The organism is Photorhabdus hainanensis, assembly GCF_018448965.1.
GTDB classification, from domain to species: domain Bacteria; phylum Pseudomonadota; class Gammaproteobacteria; order Enterobacterales; family Enterobacteriaceae; genus Photorhabdus; species Photorhabdus akhurstii.
Genome location: NZ_RCWD01000020.1, coordinates 85,790 through 97,722 on the forward strand (window position 1 = coordinate 85,790; position 11,933 = coordinate 97,722).

Sequence of the window (11,933 nt, forward strand, 5' to 3'; positions counted from 1 at the left end):
TAAAAAAACAGAACCGTCACGAATACAGCTTGCCTGCACTGCCACAAATCCGAATCTTTTCTTCTACTACTGCCTGCATAGCCTGTTTTCCCGGCGCGATATATTTACGCGGATCATTCGCATCTGGATGCTGGATGAAATAGCGCTTTACCGCATCAGCAAAAGCAATTTTTAGATCGGTCGCCACATTGACTTTACATACACCAAGACCAATCGCCTGCTGTATCATCACTTCAGGAATACCCGATGCGCCATGCAGCACCAACGGAATATCCACCTGTTCACAAATTGCTGCTAACCGATCAAAATCCAAACGCGGTTCACCATGATACAAACCATGCGCAGAACCAATCGCCACCGCCAGAGAATCAATACCGGTACGGGCAACAAAGGCTTTCGCCGCCAGCGGATCGGTAAAGAAACTATCGGCGCTGGAAACCTGCAAATCATCTTCCTGCCCGCCTAGCCGCCCCAATTCCGCCTCAACGCTAACATCGTAACGATGGCAAAATCGTACCACCTCAGCTACCTTACGAATATTCTCTTCAAAGGGTAAATGCGAGCCATCAATCATTACCGAACGCACACCCGCGGTCACTTTATGACTGATATCCTCCAGTTCCTCATGATGATCGAGATGCAACGCCAGCGGCAAATTGTGGCGGCGAGCGGCATCCTGACAGATTGACACTAGGTAGTCAGTCCCCGCATAACTGAAAGTACTTGGCGTACCTGCCAGAATAACCGGCGATGCCAAACGTGCAGCGGTTTCTGCTACCACCTGGACAGTTTCCAGATTATGGACGTTGAAAGCAGGAACCGCATAGCCTTCACGCAGAGCCTTTTTTAACATTTGACGACTAGAAATCAGGTACATATAAGCTCCTTAAATGCCATCCAGATTCGGGCTGTCATACCTTCGTTTCTGTTGTTCATGCCACAGGCTGGTTAATCCCCGCCGCCCACATTCCAGCGCCATATCACGAAATGTTTCCAGAGTTATATCTTCACGATCCAGCATCATCTCTACCGCCAATTGCATATTAGTACCGGTGATAACTTCATAACATGGATTAGCTATTGCCAGTTGCGCCGCCTGCCGGAACGGTGATCCACCCAGTAAGTCACTGAGAATAATGACACCTTCACCACTATCACAAGCGGCGCAAGCCGCCTGTAACAACAGCAATAATTGTTGCGTACTGATTCCCTCAGGAAAATCGACAGCGCAGCACTGAGGTTGTCGTCCGACGACTTGTTCCACTGCCTGCAACAGCCCACTGGCGAAATGCCCATGACCGGTGATTACAATACCTAACATTCCCTCTCCTCAGCGCCATTTATTAAAGAAAACCAACATACTTCCCTACAATCCCGATCACGACGGTCAAACCAATTAATTTGATCGGGGAAAATCCCTTTTTCATCAACCAAAACACCAGCAAAGTGAAACACAACGGCAATAAATTCGGCATCAGTTTGTCCAGCACATCCTTCTGCAACGCCACACTGGCCTTACCGGCATTTACCACCACCGGCGTCGAGAGATGGACATAGGAAGCCACCAACGCCCCGATTACCGTCATTCCTACTATCGAAGCGGCATGGGAGATCTTTTTGGTATGCTTTTTCAACAATGTCAACGCGCTGGTTCCTGCACGATAGCCATAATGAGCCAGACCAAAACGCAAGCCGAAATGCACGATATTGAACAACAGCAGAAATATAATGGGACCGAATAGGCTGCCTTGTAGCGCCAGAGAAGCCCCGATACCCGCGCAGATAGGCAGCAGAGTCAACCAGAACAATGCATCGCCAATCCCACCTAGCGGCCCCATCAGAGCCACTTTCACCGCGCGAATGGTGGAAATCTTCTCTTTATTCCTCTCCATTGCCAGCACCAACCCAGACAGGAAGGTGACATCAAACGGATGCACATTGATAAACTCCATATGCATCTTCATAGAATTTGAAAGATCTTGCGGATTCTTGTGAATCTTACGCAGACTAGGGATCAAGGTGTACAACCAGCCTCCCGCCTGCATACGCTCATAGTTAAATGATGCCTGTAGCAACAAAGAGCGCCACGCCATACGATTCAAATCGCCGTTGGTCAGATCCTCACTCGGTATCGTGTCCTGATAATCATCCTGCTCAACCTGACTGGTTGCCAGCGCCTGCGCCATCCTGTTCTCAGCTTTAGCGGCCATAGCCGCATCGGTGTCGTTAAATGCCATCTTCCATCTCCTGAGATTGAGTGTGAGATTGAGTGGTAGACACGCTACGTTCAGCGGCCTCTTCCATACGGGAACGGTTAAAGAAATCGATCAATGCAATCGCAAAAGCGCCAAGTGCTACAGCAATAATCGGCATATTAAGGAAGGTGACTGAAACGAAACCCAGAATGAAATAAGCGATATAGGTCTTTTTCATCATGATCTTCATCAGCATAGAAAAACCAATCGCAGGCATCATGCCACCCGCAACCGCCAAACCATCCAACAACCATTGCGGCGCCTTCCGTACCATGACGCTGGCGGCGTCAGCGCCGAAATAGACCGGCAGAAATGCCACGATAAAGTAGAAACAAAACAGAATGGCGATACCCAGATAATTCACACGCTCCACGCCACGCCAGTTCAATACTTTCACCATCTGATCGCATTTATGCATCATGGGTGAGAAGACGGTAAACAGCAGAGTGATGCAACCTTGTACCGCAATGGAAAATGGCACCGCTATACCAATCGCGACTTTAGGATCAGCTCCCGTCAAAATGGCAAACGCAGTACCAATCACCCCGCCAATCACCACATTTGGCGGTTGAGCGCCTGCCAGCGGCACCATGCCCATCCAGACTAATTCCAGTGAGCCACCCACCAACAAACCCGTCTGTACATCCCCTAAAATCAACCCAACCAACGGCCCAATTACCACTGGACGATGAAAATGAGTCAACCCATCGAACAGATCCACCCCGGCTAAGCCAGCTAACAACCCAATCAATATCGCATCAATCAGCATAACTCACCCCTCACACCAGCAATTTGGCGATAGGTTCTCCCGCTTCATCCGGCACCCGCCGAATTTCGCAAGTGACGCCCAGTTGCTCCAGTTCACGAAACACCACCACGTCACTGTCATCAACCGAAACCGTCTTATGGATTTGACGCTTTCCCTCAGAAAAATGCATATTGCCCACGTTAACGAAGCGGATCGGTACTCCGCCCTTTACCAGCGTCAGTACATCCTGCGGCGTTTTACAGACGATGAAAATTTTCTGGCGTTCAGCCGCTTTATGAATCACATCAATGGTTTTTTGCAGGGTGAAATAACGCGTCTGAACCCCATCAGAAACCACCATATCCATCAGATTTTGCTGCATCAAATCACCGGCAGCTTGATCGTTAGCCACCAATACCAAATTGGCCCCCAGTGAATTGGTCCAGGTCACACCGACTTGACCATGCACCAACCGGTTATCAATTCGGGTCATTAAAATATTCGGTATCGACATAATCACTCCTGCTACATTTTATTCTTGGTGAATACGGTGGATGATAAGGATAAATTTCCACCCCCTTCACCACGCGGTTGACTTCCCCTGTCGGACATGGATTGTCTGGCGTTATGCCCAGTGCCAGCGAGGTTTCAAACGCTAACATCTGCAAAAATATCAAATAGGGGAACAACAGCCAGATATCGTCTTGTTCACTATTAATCACCGTGAACCCTTTCCCCTGTGTGCCACTCAGTGCAACAATTTGACACGCCAATCCGTCATGATTCAGTTCATGCCAAAGATCGAGATCATAACGACGACGATGCTGATCAGCAGAGAGCATCATGACCACCAGCGTATCGCGTTCGATCATAAATTTCGGCCCATGACGCACCCCCATTGATGAGTCGTAACGGGTGGCGACATACCCGGCGGTCAACTCCAGCATCTTGAGCGCCCCCTCCTCGGCTATCCCAGTAAAACAACTGGAGCCTAGACACATCATGCGTTTAAAACCACTGCAGGCCAGCCGCTTAACCTGTGCCTGCCACTGCCCCCTTTCCCGCTCACACAACGCGATCATCTCCATCAACGACGCTCCATTCTGTTCCAATGTCAACGGCCCTAGCAGCAACACTGTTGCTAACGTCATACAACTGAAACTGGACGTCATAGCAAAACTCTGGTCATGAGCACCCTGTGGCATATTCAACGAACAGACGTGAGCGCGCCCTTCGGCATAACGCGCTAACGCGCCGCCGGGATTACAGGTCAGCATCAGGTGATAACAGCGTGGCAGGAGTTGATCCGCCAGTTTTACCACCGCCACGCTCTCCGGGCTATTGCCCGACCGCCCATAGGAAATCAACAAGGTTGAACGTGTTGGATCGAGATATTGCAAAGGAGAAGGCACAATATCTGTGGTGCTGTACGCGACTACATTCAGTCCACACTGCTCACGCAACCAAGGCGCCAACGTGCGCCCGATAAACGCGGAAGAACCTGCGCCACACAGCACTATCTGTAACTCTGGATCTGATAATAAAGGCTGCAAAAAGGGCCGCCACACCCCTTCCTCACATTGCAGATTTTGATATAACTGACGCCAAAGCTCAGGCTGTTGATGGATCTCTCTGGCAGTATGCAACGCATGATGCTCACGCAACCAGACTTCGGTATAGGAAAACAGCTCATTCATGTTAAAACTCCTTGTACCTCTGGCTCACAAGCCTGCGCATAGCTCAAGAGCACAGAACGAATTTTATCCAACACCCAAGCGTGTGGGTCATTATCCAGCCTGCCGGCATTAACCGCCTGCGCCTGCTCAGGCAGGTACTGACTCAGTAGTGAAAGGGAAACCGGGCGACAACGCAGGTTATCCATCAAAGTATCCACTGCCTGTTGTACCTGAGGATGCGGCCAGTAGTAACGAACGCGATCACTCAAACTGTATTGACGATCAATAAACTGTTGATGCGGCGTACCGTGATAATAGCGGTTCCAGTGCTCCGGTTGCTCAAGCATGACCTGTTCCAGCGTGGCGCACAGATGAGCCGCGCCCTGTTCCCCATTCCATTCACTATCGATTTTATCGAGTGCGAACAACGCCTCACGTAAAGCAAAAGTCAAAGCCGGACCGACTTTCAGAATGGCAAAGTGATCACGTACCAATTCACGGTAAGCTCGCGCCGTTTGATAATCAGTGGAATGGGCTTCATAGACTAAATAGGGTTGAGATTCGATATATTGACTCAGCGCCGCTGCACGTTCAGGTTGATAATGTTCGATATGATGGTGATCGAACTCCACACCCGGTTGCACCACCAGCGCAATCACTCGCGGCCATACCGGTTCCAATCCAGCCAGTCGCCAGGCTTGTTGATGAACATTCAACGTTGTAGCCGCAGCCTGAGGCGTAGTGACCTGCATTCCTTCTAATGCTTCTTTAGCTCCGCCCGGTACCGGCACTTCGGTACCTATCACATAAACCGGTGGTTCGCCCCCCACCTGCCGCCAACAACGTTCAGCCGCCTGACACAAACGAGCCGCGCGTACCGCAACCTCGTTGTCGCCCAGCGGCGTTGGATCATCCAGACAAGACATCGAGCAATCGAGGTGGATCTTACGAAACCCCGCCTCCACATAATCGTGTATCAACGTTTCAGCCAGTTTCATCGCCTGTTCAGCGGGAAGATCCTGCCAGGCATTTGGTCCAAGATGATCGCCTCCTAACCAGATACGATCACGCGGCAACCCAATGCGATCGGCCTGCTGCCAAACTACATCCCGGAATTGAGCCGGCTGCATCCCTGTGTAACCGCCAAACTGATTGACCTGATTAGAAGTTGCTTCAATCAGTACCGAGGTCTTACGCTCTTTAGCGACGCGTAAAGCGCTTTCCAATACCCAAGGATGAGCGGAACAGATCGAATAGATCCCCACCGCTTCACCTGATTTATGACGACGGATAAGTTGTAATAATGACTGCATGGTGTCTCCCATGCGGGCAAAAATCTCGGTAAGAACTATTCGTCGGCAATAACCACATCCACGCCGAGTTCAATTAATGCCCGCTTGTAGTTATCGGGGATCCGACTGTCAGTAATCAGCCGATGAATCTGTCCAGCTTGACGGATCATGCAAAAACTTCTGCGCCCAAATTTACTGGCATCCGCCACCGCGATAATTTCATGCGCCACCTCACACATTACGCGATTAAGGTGAGCTTCACCGGGATGTGGCGTGGTTATCCCTGCTTCCAGATCAAAACCATCGACGCCAAGAAATAGGGTGTCAAAGCGATATTGACGTAATTGTTGTTCCGCAGCCGGACCATAGAGCGAGTAGGAGTTCTGACGCACACTTCCGCCAAGCACCATCACCTCCATCCGGTCAAACCCCGCCAGTTCATAGGCGATATTCAACGCGTTAGTCATGACGACCAAATCACGCCGTTCTTTAAGAAATGGTACGATTTGCGTGGTAGTCGAGCCGGAATCAAGGATCAGGGCATCACCGTCCTGAACAAACTGTGCCGCCCTGGCCGCAATACGCGATTTCACATCACGATTCATCCGGCCTTTATCTTGCAAGGGGCGATCAAAGGCGAATTGCTGATTCAACATGGCGCCGCCATAGGAACGCAATGCACAACCTTTTTGCTCTAGATAACGCAGGTCATTACGGATAGTGACGCTGGAAACCCCAAAACGGGTGCTCAGATGCTCAACACGCACACTGCCTTCATGACACAACAAGTCGATAATCTGTTCACGTCTTTTTACGGTATCCACAGCCATTCCATTATACTCCTCAGATTTTCAGCGATAAATTTATGCCGCCTGTGATGAATTGCTTTCCCTCTCTTTCGGTTTAATTACAGCAAAAGCAACCAAACGAAATTGTGATCGCTATTACAGTCTATTATATAGACAAAAATCAGCATAAAAGATTTCGATTGGAAACAAAACGAAAAGAAACGTTAAATTTCTTGGCTACTGGCTAGTTACCCAAAAATCAGTTTTTATCCACACTTTGGGTGACAATTGATATAAAAAAACGAAAGCGCTTGGTTTTCAATCAGCAACCGCAAAGTTTTATTTTGTCAGGTGATAAAGATCACAAATTTTGTGATTGGGTATATAAATCCTGATAAAATCCCGGACTGAAAACTCTCACTGTAATTTAAGGACACGCCACATGACAAAACAATTTTCGGTGCTGACTGGCGGGCTGCTGCTTGCCGCTTCTCTCGGCGCTCAAGCCTCGAATACACCCGATCAGACCCGTCTAACAAATACTGTTGATAAGACCATACATTCTCTGATGCAGGAATATGACATTCCAGGAATGGCGATTGCGGTGACTTTCCGCGGTCAACATTTTTTCTATCAATACGGTGACGCGTCAAAAGAGAGCAACACGCCGGTCACTAAAGAGACAATCTTTGAATTAGGCTCAGTCAGCAAAACCTTTGCCGGCAGCCTGATTTCTTGGGCGCAAGTGACAGGAGCTATTTCCCTCTCCGATAAAGCTAGCCAGCATTTTCAACCGCTTGCAGGCAGCGCCTTTGACAACATAAACATGCTGAATATTGCCACTTATACTGCGGGCGGCCTACCGTTACAATTCCCTGATGAGATCGACAGCAATAGCAAAATGGTGGACTGGTTTCAGCACTGGCAGCCAAAATACACGCCCGGAACCTACCGCCAGTACGCCAATCCCAGCATTGGCCTAGCGGGCTATATCGTTGCCCAACGCCTTGAAAAACCTTACTCAATACTGGTGAAAAACCAAATTCTTTCACCGCTTGGCCTGCGCCATACCTGGTTTAACGTCCCCGAGCAGGAGATGAAAAATTATGCATGGGGTTATTCAAAAGAGAATAAACCGATTCGCATAAACCCCGGCATACTGGATGAAGAAGCGTATGGTCTGAAAACCAGCGCACAGGAGCTGATCGGCTTCGTTGACGCAAATATTGATCCTTCCCGCGTAGGTGACAGCAAACTGGCACAGGCCATTCGGGCAACCCACACCGGTTATTACCGAGTGGGTGAGATGACGCAAGGGCTGGGCTGGGAGCTTTATCACTGGCCCGTTACTCTTGAGCAGGTACTGAGCGGCAACTCGGCGCAGCTCGCTTTTCAAGCCAATAAAACTACGGAACTATCGCCGCCAGAGCCGCCAACGGATGCGCTTTTTATCAATAAAACCGGTTCCACCAATGGCTTCGGAGCATATGTCGCGTTTGTGCCGCAAGAGCAAATGGGTATTGTGCTGCTGGCCAACAAAAACTACCCCAACGAGGCTCGCATCAAAGCAGCCTGGCAAATCCTCAAAGCGCTGAAATAACGCGCAATTGCGTTAAATGCTTATGTTTTTCAATACAGTGTCTGTTAGCAGCGACAACGCCTCCCCAGGAGGCGTTGTCCTGACATATCGAGTCGTTAAACCAGTAAGGCTTCCAAACCCGCGGTCACCGATTCCATACGGTGACCACCTGAATGCTCAATCACATAACGCTTGCCTACCTGAGAAGAGGCATCCAGACCCCAAATACCATGTTCGGCCTTCTGACTCAGCGGATCGCTACTGGTATTGATGTGGGTGACGTTGGCACTATCCAACTTGTCGGCTAACCGATCCCGCAATCCTACATGCAAACCCATGCTGTTGAATGCAGTGACCTTGATCCCATGTTTAATGCCCGCATATTGCGCCAGCCCGCCGCCCAAAGAGTGGCCCAGAACCTCAACCTTACCGCCATATTGTTTAGTAAAGGCTTTGACCAAGCGGTCAGCATCCTGAAACGCGCTGTCCTTGATCCCCAAAGCCGCGCCGACATCACTCTTCACAGTACCAGGACGCTTGGTTGGCTGAGTGCCCACGAAGGAGAGCACCATAGTGTCGTCACGCTTGTAGACAGCGACCTTGAGCGCTGACCAGCCATCTCCCTCAAGGATTAAAGGATCATCCTGCCCCTTGCTGGGACGAACATGCAGGGTTAACTCACTGCCGGTTCCGCCAGTGCCATCCTCCCGGCGAGCCAGTATTGAGGACGGGATATCAGCTAAAGCGGCATGGCTGTAACCCGCGGGCATATCCCGATAGCTACTGGAGCAACTGATTCTCGCCAATTGGGCCGCATCCATCACTGCTTTAGCTCCCACAGCATTCAACGGCTCTTGCTCTGCTTTAGCCACAAACGCGGGTTTGGCGATAACCTTGGCAGAATTCAGCAATTGTTCGGCACGCGTTCCAGCCTGCAAACGATCAGACGCGCCAAGCGGTAGATGCGAAACTCCCTTCGCGCCCGCTCCAGCCAGCCCCAAGGCAGAGGACGCCAGCAAACGCCCGGTGGATTCCGCCAAGTTTTTAACGCCTGCGACACCGACTGAAATTGCACCGCTCGTTACACTACTAGCACCGCCCGTGATATTAGCCAATCCCTTGATAATGGCCCCAGTCCAGTAACGCGCCTTACCTTTGGCACTCTGCGCATGGGAGTCATGTCCTCCCTGTATGGCAGTGCCAATCTTGCGAGCCGGGGCGCTCAATGTCAGATATTTCAGTGTAGTGGTCAGCACCTTGCCCGGCGACACCTGAGTACCAAGACCAGTACTGGTGTAATGGGAGGCAAGATGATGATGAACATTATTATTACGAGATGGCGCCTGTACTTCTCCGTTCGAAAGGGGCGCCAATGCCGTGGCGCTGGGAGAGCGCCCAATACCTTGAATAGACATCTTATTATTCTCCTTAGTTATTCAGATGACTGTCACTTAGCATGCGATGGCTGATCCGGGTAACGGATGCGGCGCAGATGCTCCATTCTGCTGGGTGCTGATCACCTGAAACTGAGACTGCAAGCTGATCCCAAGATCGAGAAACTCCCCCAAAGTCTGCATAAATGTCGTTTCATCGAACATCTCGATCAACGCGGAGAAGCTCAACACCAAATAATTGGTACGACTGTCCAGACTGATCTGACTGCCGCCGGTGGTAAGACCAAACATATTCAACTCAAGGGCAGCCCGAGTCAGCATCAACTGGCCCGATTCATCTACCGGTAATCGCAACAAAGGAATATAGAGATAAAATGCCTGAACGTCGTCGTTGTCCGGTACTTCAACGACGCACTCTCCACCTTGGCCGAAAGGCACGGTACAGTGACCATCGCCGCCAATGCTCAAAGCCACGCCTTGACGTTCACCCGCAAGGCGCAACCATTCCGATACTGTCTGTTGATATGCTTTCACTATGATATTCTCCGCTCGTTATCCCTTACAGACCAAGGGTTTCGCACGCAATAGAAAGTGTGAGCATGTTAACAATCACCGGCAAGCCGTGATTTATTTCCGGGGCGAAGTTTTTTATATCGACGTCGAAATAGCGCCTTACCGGCAGTTGGGTCGCACCGTGCAAGTACGGTTCGAATCTACTGCACCCAACTTGGCCGACAGGTGTTATCCCAGTAGCATTAGGTTAATTCATATGAGTTTTACGAGCCGGATCGTATTCCCACCACCACTCAAAAGAGGGAAGCCCCAACGATTCGAAACTTTCCGGCGGCAGGATATCAGTGAACAATCCCCCTTCAAATAGATTGTCGTAGGAAAGACCACTGACGGAACAATAACGCTTATTATCACGCACCCAAACCAAACTACCGCTGTAATAGGCAGTCAATCCATTAATGTAATCACAAACTTCAGGAGATGCGGTAATCAATACCTCTTTTTGTAACCGCAAGAACAAGCTAACTACCCGCCAACGCAGTTCCCAATAATGCTCCATGCTCTGTTCAACCGTATAACCATATTGTCGACATATGACACTAATAACATTATGTTCCTTATCATCTACAGCTCTCTCTTGTTCCTTAGCATAAGCATAAGATTCACCATCCCATGCTGTCAGGCATCCCATCATTTCTGACAATGCACGAACCCGGCGATCCTCTAACTCATCCTGGCTAATATTAATACCTGCGATAATATGGCCTAGCACAAGAAGTGCCCAACTACCCCCACCATACATACGCATCACCAAATAATCGTTGAGCAAAGGTTTTGGCTCCACAGCTTTCCACATTTCAACCATGAAATAAGTGCGCATTCCTTCAATAAAACGACCTACTTGCTCAGGAGATGCATAGCACTCAATTCGGATACGTAAATCACGCATAGCCATAGCATAACGGTCATTATTTACCAAATACTCGGGGGATTCTAGCGTACGCTGTAGTTGAGCGGCATTATGTATATAAGCGGTAGGATTTACGCTTAATGGCCCTTCATCACAGTATTCATCATCATAGGCAACCACCCACATTACAAAATCTGAACCGACTTGTAACAACTCCTTACTCCCCTTTGGATAGAACAACCCTGCCAACCGTGCACTTCCCATTTGCCATAAACGCTGCCGCTGTGTTTCGTTACTGTATAAACGGAAGCGATCCGCATATTCACGCGTAGCTGCTTCAATTTCGCAATTTTCCGGATCTTCTACATTGACTAATGGATGTGACATATATGGGAATGGATTGGGCAGAGAGGGAATTTTAATAATATTCACAAATAATTGGCTCCATAAAGTAATTTATTAACAAATGATGATTCGGTGGCAATTAAGTTATAGATGGACATAGGATTTTTTACCAATCTTACTAACTCGTTTTCTGCCAACACTTACACTGCTATCAAAATTACCGGTAAAGAGGCAACTCCGGCTGAGGTATTTATGAAAAATGAATTGTTTGCTGATCTTCTAGCTAGTGCAGAAGAAATGGTGAAAATTGAAAAAGGAGCTATTGAGCGATTTATTAATCAAAGAATTCAATATGAAAAATCGGCATTGATGGCGATTAATTAGCCACTTTGCGTGACATTAATCACATTTTCTTCATGTTCATCTGATAAAT

At 49.2% G+C, this 11,933-nt stretch carries 12 protein-coding genes and 1 pseudogene; 2 read left to right on the top strand and 11 right to left on the bottom strand.

What is annotated here, in order from left to right:
* Positions 1-16: 16 nt before the first annotated feature.
* Genes EAE92_RS13670 through agaR form a run of 8 tightly spaced genes read right to left on the bottom strand, consistent with a single transcriptional unit; the run spans position 17 to position 6,801 of the window.
* Positions 17-877 carry a tagatose bisphosphate family class II aldolase gene (locus tag EAE92_RS13670; RefSeq protein ID WP_036808250.1) on the bottom strand — a complete coding sequence of 287 codons (861 nt, stop codon included), beginning with the start codon at positions 875-877 and terminating at the stop codon, positions 17-19.
* 9 nt (positions 878-886) lie between these two features.
* Positions 887-1,321: a PTS galactosamine/N-acetylgalactosamine transporter subunit IIA gene (gene agaF, locus EAE92_RS13675; RefSeq protein WP_214040198.1), complete on the bottom strand. Its 435-nt coding sequence runs from the start codon at positions 1,319-1,321 to the stop codon at positions 887-889.
* A 22-nt stretch (positions 1,322-1,343) separates the two neighbouring features.
* Positions 1,344-2,237 (bottom strand): PTS system mannose/fructose/sorbose family transporter subunit IID, encoded by an 894-nt coding sequence (locus EAE92_RS13680; RefSeq protein ID WP_214068469.1) that lies wholly within the window; start codon positions 2,235-2,237, stop codon positions 1,344-1,346.
* Entirely contained in the window at positions 2,227-3,024 is a 798-nt protein-coding gene (gene agaW, locus EAE92_RS13685) for a PTS N-acetylgalactosamine transporter subunit IIC (RefSeq protein WP_214068470.1), read from the bottom strand. Before agaW ends, EAE92_RS13680 begins: the two co-directional genes overlap by 11 nt.
* Positions 3,025-3,034: 10 nt before the next feature.
* A complete protein-coding gene (gene agaV / locus EAE92_RS13690; protein WP_181147811.1) occupies positions 3,035-3,517 on the bottom strand; it encodes a PTS N-acetylgalactosamine transporter subunit IIB in 483 nt (160 codons plus the stop codon).
* A complete protein-coding gene (locus EAE92_RS13695; RefSeq protein WP_214068471.1) occupies positions 3,483-4,700 on the bottom strand; it encodes an AgaS family sugar isomerase in 1,218 nt (405 codons plus the stop codon). The genes agaV and EAE92_RS13695 overlap by 35 nt, the downstream gene beginning before the upstream one ends.
* The gene (locus EAE92_RS13700; RefSeq protein ID WP_214068472.1) at positions 4,697-5,992 is read right to left on the bottom strand and encodes a D-tagatose-bisphosphate aldolase, class II, non-catalytic subunit; all 1,296 of its coding nucleotides are present in this window, start codon (positions 5,990-5,992) and stop codon (positions 4,697-4,699) included. The genes EAE92_RS13695 and EAE92_RS13700 overlap by 4 nt, the downstream gene beginning before the upstream one ends.
* A gap of 35 nt (positions 5,993-6,027) precedes the next feature.
* Positions 6,028-6,801: a transcriptional repressor AgaR gene (gene agaR, locus EAE92_RS13705; RefSeq protein WP_214068473.1), complete on the bottom strand. Its 774-nt coding sequence runs from the start codon at positions 6,799-6,801 to the stop codon at positions 6,028-6,030.
* A 400-nt stretch (positions 6,802-7,201) separates the two neighbouring features.
* Between agaR and ampC the strand changes: the two genes are divergently transcribed.
* On the top strand, positions 7,202-8,359 hold the full coding sequence (ampC, locus tag EAE92_RS13710) for a class C beta-lactamase (RefSeq protein ID WP_214068474.1): 1,158 nt from the start codon (positions 7,202-7,204) through the stop codon (positions 8,357-8,359).
* A 95-nt stretch (positions 8,360-8,454) separates the two neighbouring features.
* Here ampC and EAE92_RS13715 read toward each other — a convergent pair whose 3' ends face one another.
* From EAE92_RS13715 to EAE92_RS13725, 3 genes are all read right to left on the bottom strand, one after another.
* The gene (locus EAE92_RS13715) at positions 8,455-9,753 is read right to left on the bottom strand and encodes a Tle-like phospholipase domain-containing protein (RefSeq protein ID WP_214068475.1); all 1,299 of its coding nucleotides are present in this window, start codon (positions 9,751-9,753) and stop codon (positions 8,455-8,457) included.
* Between the two features lie 36 nt (positions 9,754-9,789).
* The gene (locus EAE92_RS13720) at positions 9,790-10,266 is read right to left on the bottom strand and encodes a CesT family type III secretion system chaperone (RefSeq protein WP_339959384.1); all 477 of its coding nucleotides are present in this window, start codon (positions 10,264-10,266) and stop codon (positions 9,790-9,792) included.
* A 226-nt stretch (positions 10,267-10,492) separates the two neighbouring features.
* Positions 10,493-11,587 carry a terpene synthase family protein gene (locus EAE92_RS13725; protein WP_214068476.1) on the bottom strand — a complete coding sequence of 365 codons (1,095 nt, stop codon included), beginning with the start codon at positions 11,585-11,587 and terminating at the stop codon, positions 10,493-10,495.
* Between the two features lie 165 nt (positions 11,588-11,752).
* On the opposite strand from EAE92_RS13725, the pseudogene EAE92_RS13730 reads away from it, so the two are divergent.
* Positions 11,753-11,818, top strand: a pseudogene (locus EAE92_RS13730) (NadS family protein); the annotation flags it as partial.
* Positions 11,819-11,933 lie beyond the last annotated feature (115 nt).